Consider the following 17,786-nt stretch of genomic DNA (forward strand, 5'->3'; position numbering starts at 1 on the left):
CAACCTGCAGCGCGTCCGCGAGCTGTCGGTGCAGGCGTCCAACGCCACCAACTCGGCCAGCGACCGCAAGGCCCTGCAGGCCGAAGTGACCCAGCTGGTTTCGGAAATCGACCGCGTCGCCAAGCAGTCGGACTTCAACGGTACCAAGCTGCTGGACGGTTCGTTCTCCAGCCAGCTGTTCCAGGTCGGCGCCAACGCCGGCCAGGCCATCGCCATCGACAAGACCATCGACGCCAAGGCCAATGCCCTGGGTGGTGCGATGTTCGATTCGGTCAGCTTTACCATCGCCGCTCCGGCAGACGCCACGACCGGCGTGAAGATGACCGGCATGACCATCACCAACGGCGCAGGTTCGGCAATCAGCATCGCCGACATCGACGTGGCCGCCCAGGGCGGTGCCGATGGCACCAAGACCCAGGACGCCGCCACCAAGGCCATGGTCGCTGCGATCAATGCCAAGATCGGTGAGACCGGCGTCCTGGCCGAGGTCGACGCTGCCGGTGGTGGCAAGATCAACCTGAGCTCGGTCAAGGACAGCGTCGACAAGAATGGCGCCTTCCTCGGTATCGCCGTGGAAACCGGCACCTGGACCGGCATCGCCACCGGCCCGGGCGACATCACCGCCAGCACCACCGCAGTGGCCAAGAGCTTCGCCGACAAGATCGACGTGTCCACCGTGAAGGGTGCACAGCAGGCGATGGAAGTGGTCGACAAGGCCCTGGGTGCGATCAACAGCACCCGCGCCGACCTCGGTGCGATCCAGAACCGCTTCACCTCGGTGGTGGCCAACCTGCAGACCTCGTCGGAAAACCTGTCGGCGTCGCGCAGCCGCATCAAGGACACCGACTTCGCCAAGGAAACCGCAGAACTGACCCGCACCCAGATCCTGCAGCAGGCCGGTACGGCCATGCTGGCCCAGGCCAACCAGGTGCCGCAGGGCGTGCTCAGCCTGCTGCGCTGATCCACGGCAAGAAGGCGCCGCTACCGTCGGGTCGAACCGACGGTAGCGGCAACCGGGAAGCCACGATGCACGAAGGCGCGGGCCATGCCCGGCCCGGGATCACTCCCGAACCGGCTTGGCATCGCCCGCTCCTGCGGACCTCTCTTTCAGCGCTGTACCTTTGACTGTACGTACCGGGCGGCTTCGTCTCCCCCCGATTGTCAGTAGCCTGATCCCTCCCCTGCATTGGGGGAGGGCTTTTTGCAGACTCCCGGCAGCCCGCGGTGAACCTACCCGCACCCTGCCCCAGCCCTCCTGCAACCCGCGTGCCAGAACCTGCGCCAGACCATTGGCACGGCACGTGCATCAACGAAGTCCTCAAGACCCAGCGGCGCAGGCCGCTATTTTCGTTGACGACGGGCCACCGCACGACGGCCAGGCCCGGATACCAGGAGAATCACATGGCAAGCTTTGGATACGGTGGCATTGGCTCGGGGCTCAACATCTCGGACATCGTCAACCAGCTGGTCGCGGCCGACCGCAAGCCCGCCGACAACGCGCTGAACCTGCAGCAGTCCAAGGCCAAGATGCAGTTGTCGTCGATCGGCACCGTCACTGCGGCCTTCGACAAGCTGAAGACCGCACTGACCGCACTGAAGGCCACCACGGCCTTCGATACCCGCACGGTGACCGCCACCGGCAAGGCACAGCCCGCCAACACCGACGACGTGCTGACGGCCTCGGTGGCACTGTACGACCTGGGCACGACCAAGGCAGCGGCCTCCAATGGCACGCATCAGGTGGAGGTGAAATCCCTTGCCACCGCGCACAAGCTGATTGCCAATACCTCGGTGGGGAAGACCGACACCTTCGGCGCCGGAACCTTGACGCTGACCGTTGGCGTTGGCGACAAGGCAAAGACGATGAAGGTCGAGGTGGAAGCCGGCGATACGCTGACCACCGTGCGCAACAAGATCGACGCCGCAGGCCGGAAGGAAGGCGTGCAGGCGACCCTGATCGCCTCGGGCGACAACCAGTACCTGTCGATCGCCCAGGAAAAGACCGGCGCCGCCAATGCCATCAAGCTCGAATACGGCGGCAGCGACCCGAAACTGACCGCACTGGTGGGCAGCCTCCAGGAAAACACCGCGGCAGCCGATGCCGAGCTGACCATCGATGGCGTCACGGTGGTCAGCGCCAGCAACACCGTGGCCGACGCCGTGCCGGGGTTGACCCTGAACCTCAAGGTCAAGGGCAAGAGCACCGTCGTGATCAGCACCGATACCACTGCAGCCACCAAGGTGATGCAGGAGTTCGTGACCGCCTACAACGCAGCAATCGCGGCGATCAACACCGAGACCAAGTACGACGCCAAGACCAAGGAAGCCGCCACGCTGACCGGCGACGCGCAGATGCGTGGTGCCTCCAGCCAGTTGCGCTCGGTGATGTCGGGCGTGCTGAAGGAACTGTCCGCCGATGGCCTGGACCCGAAAACGCTGGGACTGCAGACGCGTGGCTACCCCAACGCCGACGGCAGCCTGGTGCTGGACGCCACCAAGTTTGCCGCCGCGCTGGCCAGTCAGCCCGAGAAGATCCGCTCGGCAATCACCGGTGACACCGGCGGTGCCGGCACGCTCTACACCATGGTCGACGGCTACGTCAGCACCACGGTCGGCAAGGAAGGCGCCTTCGTCGCCCGCACCAAGGGCCTCAACACCACGCTGGACAACATCGACAAGCGCCGCAAGGACCTCGACACGCGCATGAAGAACGTGGAGGAGCGCTACAAGAAGCAGTTCATCGCGCTGGACAGCCTGATGGGCAAGCTGCAGCAGAGCAATACGTCGCTGCAGCAGCAGCTGGCACAGCTGAACCGCTAAAGGACTGCGTGCAACGCTCAAGTTTGGCGTGTAACGCACCGATAACGGACGCAACAGCAATCAACGCCGCACCGCCGGCAGCGGTCCCCACGACCGTCCGGCGGCACCCCGCGCAAGGAGAATCACGAATGTACGGTTCCAGCCGTCAATATGCCGAGCAGTACCGCCAGGTGGGAGTGACCAGTGCGGTCGCCGATGCCGATCCGCACAAGCTGGTGGCGATGCTGCTGGCCGGCGCGCTGGAGCGCGTGCGGCGCGCCCTGGCCAGCCTCGAGCGTGGCGACCAGGCCGGCAAGGGCAAGGCGATCGGCGAGGTCTGCGCGATCGTCGGCCACCTCAATGGCTCGCTGGATCATGAGGCTGGCGGTGAAATCGCCGGGAACCTTTCGGCACTCTACGACTACGTGCTGCAGCGCCTGACCGAGGCCAACCTGCACAACGACCGTGCCGCCCTCGATGAATCCCTTCAGTTGCTGGGCGAGATCGACAGCGCCTGGAATGCAATCCCGCAGGAACAGCGCCGCCCGGCCGCGGTGGCGCCATGAGCCTGCACGAACTGCACGCCCAGCTGGACGCCTTCGAAAAGGCCTTGGGCGAAGATGCGCTCGACCAGGCCGACAGCCTGCTCGACGGTCACGACAGCACGCTGCATGCCCTGCTCAGACAGCCGCTGACCTCGGACGACCACGCACCACTCAGTGCGCTGTTCGAGCGCCAGCAGAACCTGCTGGGCCTGCTGCGCCAGCGTCGCGATGCGGTGGCAGCACTGATGAATGACGGCCAGCGCTCTCTTCGCGCGACCCATGCCTACCTGCAGGCAGAATCGCTGGCATGACCCAACTGCCGACAACGTCACTGCACCATCCCGCCGAAAGCGAGCTGTTCGACGAAACGCTCAGCTGCGAGCTGGCACTGCCCGCCGAATTCCAGGCAGGCAGTGGCACCGGCCGTACCGGCAGTGCCGAGGGCCTGCTGCGCAGCCTGGCGCTGGTTGAAGACAGCCGCGTTGACGAGCATGACGACCGCAATGAAGCCAGCCTGCAATTGCAGCGGCTGGAGGCGAAGCTGGATCTGGCGATGGTGCTGCTTGGCCGCCTGGTCCGCCAGCAGGGCCAGGAACTGACCCTGCGCCCGGTGCGCTGGTCGCGCCGTGGCATCCGCCTGCAGCTGGGCCCGCGCAGTGGCGCCAGCCCGGGCCAGGCGGGCCTGGTCCGTCTGCAGCCCAGTGATTGGCTGCCCGACCATATCGACCTGCCGGTGGAAGTGATTGCCGAAGCGGCCGATGGCGGCGGCGGCCACTATCTGTGGCTGCGCTTCCAGCGCCTTGGCGATGGCCTGGAAATGGCCATGGAGCGCCACCTGTTCCGCCTGCACCGGCGCCAGGTGGCCGAGGCACGCCGGGCGCGCTGAAACCTGCCACCATCACGCTTGGCGGGCAAGCCTTGGCGCGCCCGTTCAGCTAAGTTAAGGTGGACTCCCCTACACGGACCTGCTGCGTGCCTGTGCGAGTTCTCATCGTCGACGATCACACCCTGGTCCGCGCCGGCCTGGCGCGGCTGCTGCAGGGGTTTGCCGACGTGCAGCTGGTTGCAGAGGCCAGCAACGCCGAACAGGCGCTGCAGCTGGCCCTGCAGCACGCCCCGGACGTGGTCCTGATGGACCTGTCATTGCCTGGCCGTACGGGTCTGGAAGCGCTAAGCGATATTCGGCTGCGCGCGCCAGGTACCCGGGTTGTGATGATGACCATGCACGACGACGCCGCGCACGTGCGCGATGCCCTCGACCGCGGCGCGGTCGGGTTCGTGGTCAAGGATGCGGCGCCGCAGGAACTGGAGCTGGCGCTTCGCGCGGCGCATGCCGGTCAGGTGTTCCTGAGCCCGCAGATCTCCGCCAAGATGCTGGCACCGATGCTCGGCCGCGAGAAACCCACCGGCATCGCCGCGCTGTCGCCGCGCCAGCGCGAGATCCTGCGCCGCATCGGCAAGGGTGAGAGCAACAAGGAAATCGCCGCCGACCTCGGCATCAGCGTCAAGACAGTGGAAACCCACCGCGCACGCATGATGGAGTCACTGGGCTGCCGTCGCGCCAACGATCTGCTGCTGCTGGCCGCGCGCCATCAGCACGAGCTGGAGTAAGCGCCAGCCTCGGCGTGACGAAGCGATGGCTGGGTAGAGTGGGCTGCTGGTAGAGTCGACTGTCAGTCGACTTGCGCGCGGAGCGCGGGACTTTTCCTTGGTCTGATCGGAGAGCAGTCGACTGACAGTCGACTCTACCGGTGATCGTCTCTATCGACAGCCGACGCAGCCAACCCGCACCCAGCGTCGAATTCCCGTCATCCCGACACTCCCCGACAGGAATCCGTACACGGCGCAGCCCGATCAATCCGGGCCTTGCACCGGAAATCAGCAACTTAGCGGAGCTCATCGTCAACATTCCGCGCCAATGTAGGGAATATCCCTACACGCCGTCAGGAAATTCACGAAGCCCCTCAGGAACCCCCCGATTCCGCCCCCGCCGGATCAAAAGCAAGATGCGTTCCACAAGGCGCCGGGGAGCGGCGCCGGGGAACCACGATGAAGGCTGCACTCTCGACCCAGCTGGGCCAACAACTTCACCTCACCCCGCAGCTGCTGCAGTCGATCCGGCTGCTGCAGCTTGATGGCCTGCACCTGGAACAGGAAATCCAGCGCCTGCTGGACTCGAATCCCCTGCTGGAAATCGAAGAACCCGAAGCACCGGCCGCCGACGCCACCGACGTTGCCACCGCGACGCTGGAAACCGCCGCGTTCGACGAGCTGCCTGAGTCGTCGATGTGGGACGTGGCCGGCGCCAGCTGGCAGGACGGCGACGACGACCGCATGGCGCGCATCGCCGCCGGCGAATCCACCGACCCGCAGCTGCGCGTGCTGCAGCGCCTGTCGCTGGACATGGATGATCGCCAGCTGGCAGTGGCCGCATTCTGGCTGGACCACTGCGACGAGGCTGGCTACCTGCAGGCGCCACTGGGCCAGCTGCAGCTGCTGGCCAGCGCCCAGTTCGACATCGACGCCGACGGCGTCGAAGCCATCCGCCAGCAGCTGCTGCACGGTGACCCGGCCGGCATGGCCGCCCAGGACCTGCGCGAGGGCCTGCAGGCGCAGCTGCGCAGCCTGCACGGCGCGGTGCCTGCCCGCCACCTGGCCACGCGCATCCTGGACGGCGCACTCGATGCGCTGGCCGCACATGATTACCCCGCCCTCGCCCGCCAGCACGACGCCGAGATCGACGATGTGCGCGAATCGGTACGCCTGATCCTGTCGCTGCAGCCACGCCCAGGCGACAGCCTGCTGCCGGAACGCAATGCCGTTGTGGTTCCGGATGTGGTCGCCTGGCACGCCGATGGCCAGTGGAAAGTGGCATTGAACCCGGCCACCAGTCGCCGCGTCTCCATCAACAGCCAGTACGAACAGGCGCTGGCAGAGACCAGTGAGGCCGCCCCGGCACTGCGCGAGATGCTGCAGGAAGCGCGCTGGTTCAGCCGCGGCCTGTCGATGCGCTACGACACCCTGCTGCGCACCGCACGGGTGATCGTTGAGCGCCAGGCCGCGTTCCTGGTGCGTGGCGAGGAAGCCATGGCACCGCTGACCCTGAAGGAAGTGGCCGAGGAAATCGGCATGCACGAGTCCACCGTCTCGCGCATCACCACCGGCAAGTTCCTGCAGACCCCGCGCGGCACCTTCGAACTGAAGCATTTCTTCGCCGTCCGACTGGAAGGCGCCAGCGTCTCCGGGCAGGCGGTCAAGGCCATGGTCCGCCGCCTGATCGACGCCGAACCGGCCGGTCGGCCACTGGCCGATGAGGCGATCGCCGGCCTGTTGTCACGCCAGGGGGTGAACATTGCCCGCCGAACCGTCGCAAAATACCGGGAACAACTGGACATCGCCCCGGCCCGTGAACGGCGCCGGCTCGGCGCCAGGCAACCACAGCTGGCCCGGGTGGGCTGAAAAGGATGTTGCACATGAACAAGCTTACCGTCCTGCTGGTCGATGACCACGAGGGCTTCATCAACGCGGCAATGCGCCACTTCCGCAAGATCGACTGGCTGCAGATCGTCGGCAGCGCCGGCAACGGCCTGGAAGCGATCGAGCGTTCGGAAACGTTGCGCCCGCAGGTCGTATTGATGGATCTGGCAATGCCTGAGATGGGCGGCCTGCAGGCCACCCGCCTGATCAAGTCGCAGGACGACGCACCGTACATCGTGATCGCCAGCCACTTCGACGACGCCGAGCACCGCGAGCACGCGCTGCGTGCCGGTGCCGACAATTTCGTCAGCAAGCTGTCCTACATCCAGGAAGTCATGCCGATCCTGGAAGGCCTCAGGGAGGAACAGTCGTGAGCGAATCGCGCATCCTTGTGCTGGACAACGACGCCGTGCGTGCAGAGCGCACCGTTGCCCTGCTGGAGTTCATGGACTTCAACCCGCGCTGGGTCTCCGACGCGGCCGACTTCGATCTGGGCCGGCAGCGCCAGAACGATTGGATGGCAGTGATCGTCGGCAGTCTGGACGACAACGCCGCCAGCGCCGCACTCTACAACTGGCTGGGCGGCAGCAGCCTGCCACCGCCGGTACTGCTGGCCGACGGTGATGCCGCAGCCTTCGCGCAGCAGCACGGCCTGCACGAAGCCAACATCTGGCCGCTGGAGACGCCGCTGCGCCACGCGCAGATGGAAGCCCTGCTGCGCCGCGCCAGCCTCAAGCGCCTGGATGCCGAGCACCAGGCCGGCGCCGCGCAGGACCAGGGACCGACCGGCAACGGCCCGGCGGTCACCGCGCTGCGCACCATGATCGAGCAGGTCGCCGCGTTCGACACCACCGTGCTGGTGCTGGGCGAATCCGGCACCGGCAAGGAAGTGGTGTCGCGCGCCATCCACCAGCGCTCGCCGCGCCGTGATGGCCCGTTCGTGGCGATCAACTGCGGCGCCATTCCGGCCGACCTGCTGGAAAGCGAACTGTTCGGTCACGAAAAGGGTGCCTTCACCGGCGCATTGACCGCGCGCAAGGGCCGCTTCGAGATGGCCGAAGGCGGCACCCTGCTGCTGGACGAAATTGGCGACATGAGCCTGCCGATGCAGGTGAAGCTGCTGCGCGTGCTGCAGGAACGCAGCTTCGAGCGCGTCGGTGGCAACCAGACCATCCGCTGCAACGTGCGTGTCGTGGCCGCGACCCACCGTGATCTGGAAACCCGCATCGCCGAAGGCAAGTTCCGTGAGGATCTGTTCTACCGCCTCAACGTGTTCCCGATTGAAGTACCCGCGCTGCGCGAGCGTCGCGAGGACCTGCCGGCACTGGTGGAAACCATCGCCGCACAGCTGGCGCGCACCGGCCGTGGCGAAGTGCGCTTCACCCCGGAAGCCCTGCAGGCACTGGCGGGCTACGAATGGCCGGGCAACGTGCGCGAGCTGACCAACCTGGTCGAGCGCCTGGCCGTGCTGCATCCGGGTGGATCGGTGCGCGTACAGGACCTGCCGGCCCGCTACCGTGGCGATGCCGCGCTGGCCGCCGTCGCTACGCCGGCGCCGGCACAGCCCGCCACCAGCGAAGAGCGACTGGACCTGCGCAGCTTCTCGTTCCACACGCCCGGCAGCGGCAACCAGCCGGCGCTGGAGCACGGCATCGCTGTCAATCGCCCGGCGGCACCGGCCGCCCTGCCCGACGAAGGCATGGACCTGCGCAACCACATGGCCAACATCGAACTGGGCCTGATCAACGAAGCACTGGAACGCACCCAGGGCGTGGTCGCCCACGCCGCCCAGCTGCTCGGCCTGCGCCGCACCACCCTGGTGGAAAAGCTGCGCAAGTACGGCATCGAACGCGAGCAGGCCGAACTGGCCGGCTGAAGCGCGCTACCAGCATGAAGGGGGCACGAACGCCTGGGCTTGCCCGGGCGTTCGTGTTTTTGAGATTTACAACTTTTCCCAATGCGTTCTGCTTCGTTACGCAATAGCCTCAAGGGTTGTGATTTCGACCAGGGAATGCCATGAACGGGACCTTCGAAGATTCCATGCAGGAAATACTGGAATCAATGCTGAGCGTTTGCCTGGAGTACGGAGAGCATCGCGTGGATGGGGTCTACCTGTACGGTGCAGCGGAAGATGGGACGTCATCTGCAGACGTCTTCTATGACATTGGCGGTCACCTCTACAGGACCAACCAGTTGAACGACGCTCCCGCGGCCGGAAGTGGTCAGCCGTTTGACCTTTCCGATTCCCGTGGCAGCGCCCTGCTGGATTTTCTCTTGGACGATCTTGATCGCCTACTTGAACTTCATAAGAATCATGATCGAGAACCCCCTACCCAGCTGAAGGCGCACTTCGACGCCGTTACGGAAAAGCTGAGCGTCAAGTTCAGCCACGATCTCCATTTCTCCAATACCGAAGATCTCCTGCCTTCCGATATGTTCGAAGCGTGGCTGCAGGAAGTGAAGGAACGCTCCTCAAATGCCCGAGGCAACGGTTAACCCGAAGCCCATGCGAGGCGTCGAATGCGAGCACGCCGCGCCGACCAGCTGAACGAACTCGCAGGGGTCAAAGTGCCACCTGCGGTAGGGAGCCGAAACTCCCGCGTTTACAAGTCTTCCTAAAGACAGCAGCGCCGAACTGCGGTGCATTGGCAAGGACATCCCAAGGAGGTCCACATGCATCGCTTGATCCTGCTCGCCGTCCTGCTCTGCCCGGCCCTGGCCACCGCGGCCAACTGCATCCTGCCCGCCACGCTCGACCAGCGCCAGTTCACCAACCTCAGCGACCCGCTGTACGCCCCGGACAACCCCAATGCCGGACGCATGGTCCAGGTCAGCTTCGCCGGCAGCCAGTACGTGCTCGACATCCTCGGCACCGACCTGCGCATCGGCGGCAGCTACCGCTACCAGCGCCTGGCCCCGCATATCGCGGAACTCCACATGACCGAGGCCCACCCGGCCGGCCCCGCCCACTACACCCTGCTGCTGACCTGCCAGAGCGACCGCCAGGGTCGCTTCATCTACACCCAGCACGACGGACCCATTGCCCCGCGCCAGCGCCAGAATTCCGGCCGATGGACCCTGCAGCCCTAGGCCAGAAAACCGACGCCGGTTAAATGGCGCCACGACCGGAGTCAGAGCCGGTTGCGTTGCAACGGGATCCGACCCCGTGCCGACCAACGGTCGGCACCCACCATCATCAGAAGCACCATCAGACGCAGGTTCCAACAGATCGCGGCCACCTGTCGAAGGCGGGGTGGGTCCGGTTGCGGGGGTGTCCGCGGCATGGATGCCGCGGCCAAGCCCCCAAGGACGGGTTTACGGCGTCCCCCGTAACCGGACCCACCCCGCCACCCCACGGATAGCCCGATTTTGACGTTGATGTTGACGTGGCCTCTGCGGGTGCAGGGCGCAGCCCTGCCACCAAACACCCCCACCCTCACTTCACTGAATCGAAAACCGGTTTCGGCACGGCACTTGCACTGGCTACAGCAGACAACCCCATCCCTGTTTCTGGAACCGTTGCAGATGTCCCACTCCGTCACTTCGATCCTTTCGCAGATCCGCTCCTATCAGACCCAGATGGGACAGCCGGCGCTCAACCCGCTGGGCGAAACGCCTCGCAGCAACGCCCTGCCGGGCACGGTGCTGGATGCACCGCAGGCCCAGCCGGCCAGCTTCACCGAAACCCTGCGTGGTGCGATTGCCGGCGTCAACGATGCGCAACAGAAATCCGGCGCCCTCGCCAAGGCCTTCGAAATGGGCGACCCCAGCGCCGACCTCGCCAAGGTGATGGTCGCCTCGCAGCAGTCCCAGATCGCCTTCCGCGCCACCGTGGAAGTCCGCAACCGTCTCGTCCAGGCTTACCAGGACGTGATGAACATGCCGCTGTAAGGAATAGAGACGCATGGCACTGACGCTCTCCAAGGACAGCCTGAACGCCGAAAAGGCCGGGCAATGGTTCGACCGCCTGCAGAGCCTGCAGATCACCCGTCGGCTGGGCCTGATGGCGATGATCGCGGTGGCGGTGGCGGCAGGCCTGTCCGTGTTCTTCTGGTCGCAGAAGCCGGGCATGGTCCCGCTGTACACCGGCCTGGACCAGAAGGCCACCGCTGAAGCGACCGACCTGCTGCGCGCCGCGCAGATTCCGTTCGCGCTCGACCCGGCCACCGGTGGCATCACCGTGCCGGAAAAGAACCTGCACGACGCCCGCCTGAAGCTGGCCGGTTCCGGCCTGACCGACAGTGGCAAGCTCGGCTTCGAGCTGATGGAACGCGACCCGGGCTTCGGCGTCAGCCAGTTCGTCGAAAGCGCGCGCTACCAGCACGCGCTGGAAACCGAACTGTCGCGCACCATCAACACGCTGCGCCCGGTGCGCGATTCGCGCGTGCACCTGGCCATTCCCAAGCCCAGCGCCTTCACCCGCCAGCGCGACGTAGCCAGTGCCTCGGTCACCCTGGAACTGCGTGGTGGCCAGCAGCTGGAACGCAGCCAGGTGGATGCCATCGTGCACATGGTTGCGGCCAGCATCCCGGATCTCGCGCCGGAGCGGGTGACCGTGGTCGACCAGAGTGGGCGCATGCTCAGCATCACCGACCCGAACAGCGAAGCGGCGGTCAACGCTGCCCAGTTCGAGCAGGTGCGCCGCCAGGAAACCTCGTTCAACCAGCGCATCCGCGAGCTGCTGGAACCGATGACCGGCCCTGGCCGCGTCAACCCGGAAGTGAGCGTGGACATGGATTTCTCGGTGACCGAGGAGGCCCGCGAGCTCTACAACGGTGAGCCGCAGAAGCTGCGCAGCGAGCAGATGAGCGAGAACACCACCAGCACCCCTGGCCCGCAGGGTGTGCCGGGTGCGACCAGCAACAGCCCGCCGGGCCAGCAGGCTGCACCGGCCACCGCGCAGACCCCGACCGAAAGCAGCAAGAACGCCACCCGCAACTACGAGCTGGACCGCACCCTGCAGCACACCCGCCAGCCGGCAGGCCGCATCAAGCGCGTCTCGGTGGCGGTGCTGGTGGACAACGTGCCGCGCGCCGGCGCCAACGGCAAGATGAGCCCGCAGCCGCTGTCGGCCGCCGAACTGACCCGCGTCGAAGCGCTGGTCAAGCAGGCCGTCGGCTTCAACGCCGAGCGTGGCGATACCGTGTCGGTGATGAATGCCCCGTTCGTGCGGGATACCACGCCGGTCGAAGGGCCGGCCTGGTGGGAACTGCCGTGGGTGCACGATGCCGGCCGCATGCTGCTCGGCGCGGTGGTGGTGCTGGCGCTGCTGTTCGGTGTGCTGCGCCCGGCACTGCGTGCGATCACCGGCCAGAACAAGAAGAACGACGAACCGGCACTGGAACCGCATACCGCGGATGTGCAGCTGGTCGATGACGATGGCATGCCGCTGCCGGCGCTGGGCGCCGACCGGGCCAGCCTGGCCGGACCAGACGCACTGGCCCTGCCGGTGGATTCTTATGAGGAACGACTGCGGATGGCGCGTGAAGCCGTGAAGACCGACTCCAAGCGCGTGGCCCAGGTGGTCAAGGGCTGGGTGGCCAATGACTGAGGCACAACTGACCGGCGTACAGCGCGCGGCCGTGCTGCTGCTGTCCCTGGGTGAGCTGGATGCGGCCGAAGTGCTGCGCCACATGGAACCCAAGGAAGTGCAGAAGATCGGCATCGCCATGGCCACCATGACCGACATCACCCGCGAGCAGGTGGAACGGGTGATGGACCAGTTCGGCCAGGAGCTGGGCTCGAAGACCTCGCTGGGCGTGGGCTCGGACGACTACATCCGCAACATGCTGGTGCAGGCGCTGGGCAGCGAGAAGGCCGGCAACCTGATCGACCGCATCCTGCTCGGCCGCAACACCACCGGCCTGGACGCGCTGAAGTGGATGGACCCGCGTGCGGTGGCCGACCTGGTGCGCAACGAGCACCCGCAGATCATCGCCATCGTGATGGCGCACCTGGAAACCGACCAGGCCGCCGACGCGCTGAAACTGCTGCCGGACCGTACCCGCGTGGACGTGCTGCTGCGCATCGCCACCCTCGACGGCATTCCGCCGAACGCACTCAATGAACTCAACGAGATCATGGAGCGCCAGTTCGCCGGCAACCAGAACCTGAAATCGTCCAACATCGGCGGCGTGCAGTGCGCGGCCAACATCCTGAACTTCATGGACAGCGGCCAGGACCAGGCGATCCTGGGCGAAATCGCCCGCATCGATGCGCCGTTGAGCAACCGCATCCAGGACCTGATGTTCGTGTTCGACGATCTGGTCGACCTGGATGACCGCGAAATGCAGCTGGTGCTGCGCGAAGTGAGCGGCGAGCGTCTGGGCCTGGCCCTGCGCGGTGCCGACATCAAGGTGCGCGACAAGATCACCCGCAACATGTCGCAGCGCGCGGCCGAAATCCTGCTGGAAGACATGGAAGCTCGTGGCCCGGTGCGTCTGTCCGACGTGGAAGGCGCACAGCGCGAGATCCTGGCCATCGTCAAGCGCATGGCCGATGAAGGCACCGTCACCATCGGTGGCAGCGCGGAGGCCATGCTGTGAGCAACGTCGTGCGCTGGCTTGCCCCGGACCTGCTGGCCCAGCCTGAACCGGTGCTGGAGCAGGAGGATGCGTTCGAACTCACCGAGCCGGACCCGGAACACGAGCCGGAGCCGCCGCTGCAGCTGCCGACCCTGGAGGAGATCCAGGCCATCCAGGACAGCGCCGAGAAGGAAGGCTTCCAGCACGGCCATGCCGAAGGTTACGGCCAGGGCCAGGCCGAAGTGCGTCGCCTCGCCGCGCAGATCGAAGGCATCCTCGACAACTTCAGCCGCCCCCTGGTGCGGCTGGAGAACGAAGTGGTCGGCGCACTCGGTGAGCTGGCGGTACGCATCGCCGGTGCGCTGGTCGGCCGCGCCTATGAAGCTGACCCGGCACTGCTGGCACAGCTGGTCGGTGAGGCCATCGACGCGGTGGGTGGCAGCACCCGCGAGGTAGAAGTGCGACTGCATCCGGATGACATCGCCGCCCTCGCCCCGCTGTTGAGCCTGCCGCCACAACAGCGCCTGGTGCCAGACACCAGCCTCAGCCGCGGCGATCTACGCGTGCACGCCGAAGCCGTGCGCATCGACGGCACCCTGGAAGCCCGCCTGCGCGGCGCGCTGGACGCGGTGATCCGCCAGACCGGAGCCAATGCATGAACCCCGATCCGCAGCCGACGCCGCCACCGGCCGACTGGGCCATGGCCCGCAACCTGCGCCTGGCCCGTCGCCTCGATGGACTGCGCGTGGATACCGCCCATGGCCGTGGCCTGATCCGCGAAGGCGTGCTGCGCCGCGCGGTCGGACTGACCCTGGAAGCTGTCGGCTGCGAGGCGCCGCTGGGGGCCAGCTGCAAGGTGGAAGTGGTCGACGGCGGCTGGGTCGATGCCGAAGTGGTCGGCTTCGCCGGCGAGCGCACTTACCTGATGCCCAGTGCCGAGCTGCATGGCCTGTTGCCCAACGCCCGCGTGGTGCCGTCGGCGCGCCGCGGTGGCGTGGAAGTGGGCGAAGGTCTGCTTGGCCGCGTCATCGACAGCGATGGCGTGCCGCTGGACGGCAAGGGTCCGATCCGCGCCGAAGGCCATGTCGGCATGGCCGGCGTGTCGATCAATCCACTGGCGCGTGAACCGATCACCCAGCCGCTGGACGTGGGCGTGCGCGCGATCAACGCGCTGCTGCCGATCGGCCGCGGCCAGCGTGTCGGCCTGTTCGCCGGCTCCGGCGTCGGCAAGTCGACGCTGCTGGGCATGATGACCCGCTACACCGCCGCCGACGTGATCGTGGTCGGCCTGATCGGTGAACGTGGCCGCGAAGTGCGCGATTTCGTCGAGACCACGCTGGGCGAGGAAGGCCTCCGCCGCGCCGTGGTGGTGGCCAGTCCCGCCGACCGGCCGCCGCTGGCGCGCCTGCACGGTGCCTACCGCGCTACCGCCATCGCCGAATGGTTCCGCGACCAGGGACTGAACGTGCTGCTGCTGATGGACTCGCTGACCCGCTTCGCCCAGGCACAGCGCGAGATCGGCCTGTCGGTGGGCGAGCCGCCGACCACCCGCGGCTACCCGCCGTCGGTGTTCGCCAAGCTGCCGGCACTGGTCGAACGCGCCGGCAATGGCGCCAAGGGCCGTGGCTCGATCACTGCGTTCTACACGGTGCTGACCGAAGGCGATGATCCGCAGGACCCGATCGCCGATGCGGCGCGCGCGATCCTCGACGGCCACATCCTGCTCTCGCGGCGCGTGGCCGACAGCGGCCTGTACCCGGCCATCGACGTTGAATCGTCGGTCAGCCGTGTGGTCACGGAAATCGCCGACGAGCCGTGGCGCCTGCGCATCCGCAAATTGAAGCGACTGGTCTCGGCCTACTCGGCCAACCGTGACCTGATCGCCATCGGTGCCTACCAGCGCGGCAACGACGCGGCCACCGACGAAGCCCTGGAACGCTGGCCGGAAATCATGGAGTTCCTCGGCCAGGACGTTGCCAAGGCCGCAGATCTCCCGCACAGCCAGGCGGCGCTGCAGCGCCTGGTGGAACAAGAGAGTTAAGCCATGAACCAGTCCAAGCGCATTGATCCCCTGCTCAAGCGGGCCCAGGAACACGAGGACGCGGTCGCCCGCGACCTGGCCGAACGCCAGCGCGTGCTCGATACCCATCTATCGCGACTGGACGAACTGCGCCGCTACGCCGAGGAGTACGCCAACGCTCAGATGGCCGCCACCAGCCCGGCGCAGCTGCTCAACCGACGCGCTTTCCTCGACCGGTTGGACAGTGCCGTCGAACAGCAGCAGGCCACGGTCAATGGCAACCGCGAAAAGGTGGAAGCCGAGCGCGCCCGGCTGATCCTGGCCAGCCGTGACAAGGCCGTGCTGGAACAGCTGGCCGCGAGCTACCGCGCGCAGGAAAAAGTGGTGACCGACCGCCGCGACCAGCGCGAGATGGACGATATCGGTGCGCGCCGCGCGCGCCTGGTCCAGGCCGAAGACCAGGACGGCACCGAGCAGGGAGGTCGCTCGTGATGCCCTCCCCACTCGCCGGCAGTGCCAACCCTGCCACGCCGGCCACCAGCAACAGTGCGGCGCGCGCCCCGCGCAGCGAAGGCGGAAAGGACTTCAGCCAGCTGCTGCAGGACGGCGCGCCCTCTGCACCCGCCCCTGCCGGCAGCGCCACCACGCCGTCGCCATCCACGTCGAGCCAGCCGTCGACCACTGACAGCAGTGGCCAGGCACCAGGCGAACGCAGCGACGCCGAAGCGGTAACCGCTGAAGCGCCGCCGCTGCCGCCCGTTGCCGTGACCCCGGCTGCACCCGCTACCGACAAGGACAAGCCCGCCGCGACCGAAGACGCCCCTTGGCCGCCGCTCGGTCTGGCCGGCCTGGTGCTGGCGATGCCGACGCCCGTGGATGCGGCCGCTGCCCTGCCGACCACCGCTGCACCGTCGCAGGCCAGCGACGGCAGCGCACTGCCCGTTGCCCCTGCCGCGAACCCGGCACTGCCTGCAACCGCGCCAGCAGCGGCCACCGCAGCGACGGCCGACGGCAAACCGGCGGCGACCAGCGCGGACGATGCCACCGCGCTGCCACTGCCGGAGATGATCCTGCCCGGCAAGCGCAGCGAGCGCGGCGAAGGCAGCGACGTGGCTGTCCTCGGCGACCGCGCCAGTGCACCACTGCTGCATGCACCGGCGGGGGCCGCCGTACAGGACCTGAAGGCGGCGCTCGCCACCGGCAACGCGATCTTCAATGGCGAACCCACACCGAAGCCCGTGCTGGGTGACGACGGCTTCGACCAGGCCATCGGCGCACGCCTGGGCTGGCTGGCCGACCAGAAAATCGGCCACGCCCATATCCGCCTGAGCCCGGACGATATGGGCCCGGTCGACGTGCGCCTGCAGTTGAACGGCGACAAGGTGCACGCCAGCTTCAGCAGCCCGCACGTGGACGTGCGGCAGGCGCTGGAAAGCAGCCTGCCGCGCCTGCGCGAGCTGCTGGGCGAACAGGGCTTCCAGCTGGCACACGCTGATGTTGGCCACCAGGCCCCGGGGGGCGACGGCAATGCGTCGGGAGCATCTGGCAACGGTGGGACGGCCGGTGACGGAGAACCGTCGCCCGGCGACACCAACGTGTCGTCCGCACAGTTGATCCGCCAGCGCGGGTTGCTGGACGCCTACGCCTGACAGGCGTGCCAACCAAGGTTGGCACCCACCAGGGCAGTGCGGTTGGCACCCACCAGAGCGGGGCGGTCGGCACCCACCAGGGCACCGGGGCAATAGAGCCGCACCGGCCAGTATCGCGTTGGTGGGTGCGGAGCTTGCTCCGCACGGCCCCACCGCCCCCCGACGGAATTCCGTCGCACCCCTCTGCCCCGCCTTCGGCACACCCCTTGCATATCCCGGTGAAGCAACCCTCAGGAGCTTCACCCCGTGGCCGCAGCCGCTGACAAAACCAAGAAGACCGCCGAGAAGGACAAGGCCGCCAAGCCGCGCAGTCCGATCCTGATCACCGCGCTGGTGGCCGTACTGGCCGCCGCTGCCGCCGGTGGCGGCGTCTGGTTCTTCACCCAGTCCAAGCACGAAGACAAGGCCCCGCAGGCCCCGAAGAAGACCATGACCCCGGCACCGGCCCAGTATTTCGCGCTGGACCCGGCCTTCGTGGTCAACCTCAACGGCCCGGTCGACGGTCCGCGCTACCTGCAGCTGGAAGTGCAGCTGATGACCCGTGACCCGGCTGCGCTGGAAGCGATCAAGACCCATGCACCCGCCATCCGCGCACGCCTGCTGATGCTGTTTTCGCAGGTCAGCCCGGACCAGATCGCCGATGTCGCCGGCAAGCAGAAGCTGCAGGCTGCGTCGCTGGCCGAAGTGCAGAAAGTGCTCAAGGCCGAGACCGGCAGCAATGGTGCCGACGACCTGCTGTTCACCAGCTTCGTGACCCAGTAAGGGCCCACCG

19 protein-coding genes are annotated in these 17,786 nt (G+C 67.0%); all 19 read left to right on the top strand.

What is annotated here, in order from left to right; all coding sequences use genetic code 11:
- Window positions 1–961 (top strand): flagellin (locus tag AC5P6S_RS19915; protein ID WP_495204727.1); only part of this gene is annotated, 961 nt, incomplete at its 5' end.
- A gap of 440 nt (window positions 962–1,401) precedes the next feature.
- On the top strand, window positions 1,402–2,820 hold the full coding sequence (fliD, locus tag AC5P6S_RS19920) for a flagellar filament capping protein FliD (protein ID WP_012480116.1): 1,419 nt from the start codon (window positions 1,402–1,404) through the stop codon (window positions 2,818–2,820).
- A gap of 128 nt (window positions 2,821–2,948) precedes the next feature.
- The gene (gene fliS, locus AC5P6S_RS19925) at window positions 2,949–3,365 is read left to right on the top strand and encodes a flagellar export chaperone FliS (RefSeq protein ID WP_005409561.1); all 417 of its coding nucleotides are present in this window, start codon (window positions 2,949–2,951) and stop codon (window positions 3,363–3,365) included.
- Complete coding sequence (locus AC5P6S_RS19930) at window positions 3,362–3,655, top strand: hypothetical protein (RefSeq protein WP_495204728.1); 294 nt, start codon at window positions 3,362–3,364, stop codon at window positions 3,653–3,655. The genes fliS and AC5P6S_RS19930 overlap by 4 nt, the downstream gene beginning before the upstream one ends.
- The gene (locus AC5P6S_RS19935; protein WP_005413262.1) at window positions 3,652–4,230 is read left to right on the top strand and encodes a PilZ domain-containing protein; all 579 of its coding nucleotides are present in this window, start codon (window positions 3,652–3,654) and stop codon (window positions 4,228–4,230) included. Before AC5P6S_RS19930 ends, AC5P6S_RS19935 begins: the two co-directional genes overlap by 4 nt.
- 92 nt (window positions 4,231–4,322) lie before the next feature.
- A complete protein-coding gene (locus AC5P6S_RS19940) occupies window positions 4,323–4,955 on the top strand; it encodes a response regulator (RefSeq protein ID WP_005413261.1) in 633 nt (210 codons plus the stop codon).
- A 438-nt stretch (window positions 4,956–5,393) separates the two neighbouring features.
- Window positions 5,394–6,803 carry an RNA polymerase factor sigma-54 gene (gene rpoN, locus AC5P6S_RS19945; RefSeq protein WP_012480114.1) on the top strand — a complete coding sequence of 470 codons (1,410 nt, stop codon included), beginning with the start codon at window positions 5,394–5,396 and terminating at the stop codon, window positions 6,801–6,803.
- A 14-nt stretch (window positions 6,804–6,817) separates the two neighbouring features.
- Window positions 6,818–7,195, top strand: coding sequence for a response regulator (locus tag AC5P6S_RS19950; protein WP_005409556.1), 378 nt, complete (start codon window positions 6,818–6,820; stop codon window positions 7,193–7,195).
- A complete protein-coding gene (locus AC5P6S_RS19955; protein WP_279940238.1) occupies window positions 7,192–8,697 on the top strand; it encodes a sigma-54 dependent transcriptional regulator in 1,506 nt (501 codons plus the stop codon). Before AC5P6S_RS19950 ends, AC5P6S_RS19955 begins: the two co-directional genes overlap by 4 nt.
- A gap of 140 nt (window positions 8,698–8,837) precedes the next feature.
- Window positions 8,838–9,317, top strand: a complete 480-nt coding sequence (locus AC5P6S_RS19960) for a hypothetical protein (RefSeq protein ID WP_012480112.1) — start codon at window positions 8,838–8,840, stop codon at window positions 9,315–9,317.
- A gap of 177 nt (window positions 9,318–9,494) precedes the next feature.
- Window positions 9,495–9,911, top strand: a complete 417-nt coding sequence (locus tag AC5P6S_RS19965) for a hypothetical protein (protein WP_044570072.1) — start codon at window positions 9,495–9,497, stop codon at window positions 9,909–9,911.
- A 435-nt stretch (window positions 9,912–10,346) separates the two neighbouring features.
- The gene (gene fliE / locus AC5P6S_RS19970; RefSeq protein WP_005409552.1) at window positions 10,347–10,712 is read left to right on the top strand and encodes a flagellar hook-basal body complex protein FliE; all 366 of its coding nucleotides are present in this window, start codon (window positions 10,347–10,349) and stop codon (window positions 10,710–10,712) included.
- A 13-nt stretch (window positions 10,713–10,725) separates the two neighbouring features.
- Window positions 10,726–12,372, top strand: coding sequence for a flagellar basal-body MS-ring/collar protein FliF (gene fliF, locus AC5P6S_RS19975; protein WP_012480110.1), 1,647 nt, complete (start codon window positions 10,726–10,728; stop codon window positions 12,370–12,372).
- 7 nt (window positions 12,373–12,379) lie between these two features.
- A complete protein-coding gene (fliG, locus tag AC5P6S_RS19980; protein WP_024958226.1) occupies window positions 12,380–13,366 on the top strand; it encodes a flagellar motor switch protein FliG in 987 nt (328 codons plus the stop codon).
- Window positions 13,363–14,004: a FliH/SctL family protein gene (locus AC5P6S_RS19985; protein WP_005409549.1), complete on the top strand. Its 642-nt coding sequence runs from the start codon at window positions 13,363–13,365 to the stop codon at window positions 14,002–14,004. The genes fliG and AC5P6S_RS19985 overlap by 4 nt, the downstream gene beginning before the upstream one ends.
- Entirely contained in the window at window positions 14,001–15,386 is a 1,386-nt protein-coding gene (locus AC5P6S_RS19990) for a FliI/YscN family ATPase (RefSeq protein ID WP_005413257.1), read from the top strand. The genes AC5P6S_RS19985 and AC5P6S_RS19990 overlap by 4 nt, the downstream gene beginning before the upstream one ends.
- A 3-nt stretch (window positions 15,387–15,389) precedes the next feature.
- A complete protein-coding gene (gene fliJ / locus AC5P6S_RS19995) occupies window positions 15,390–15,857 on the top strand; it encodes a flagellar export protein FliJ (protein WP_005413256.1) in 468 nt (155 codons plus the stop codon).
- Window positions 15,857–17,014: a flagellar hook-length control protein FliK gene (locus AC5P6S_RS20000; protein WP_099561932.1), complete on the top strand. Its 1,158-nt coding sequence runs from the start codon at window positions 15,857–15,859 to the stop codon at window positions 17,012–17,014. The genes fliJ and AC5P6S_RS20000 overlap by 1 nt, the downstream gene beginning before the upstream one ends.
- 246 nt (window positions 17,015–17,260) lie before the next feature.
- Window positions 17,261–17,776, top strand: coding sequence for a flagellar basal body-associated FliL family protein (locus tag AC5P6S_RS20005; protein ID WP_262205945.1), 516 nt, complete (start codon window positions 17,261–17,263; stop codon window positions 17,774–17,776).
- Window positions 17,777–17,786 lie beyond the last annotated feature (10 nt).

This window comes from Stenotrophomonas sp. YJH_SMC_119 (genome assembly GCF_059368315.1).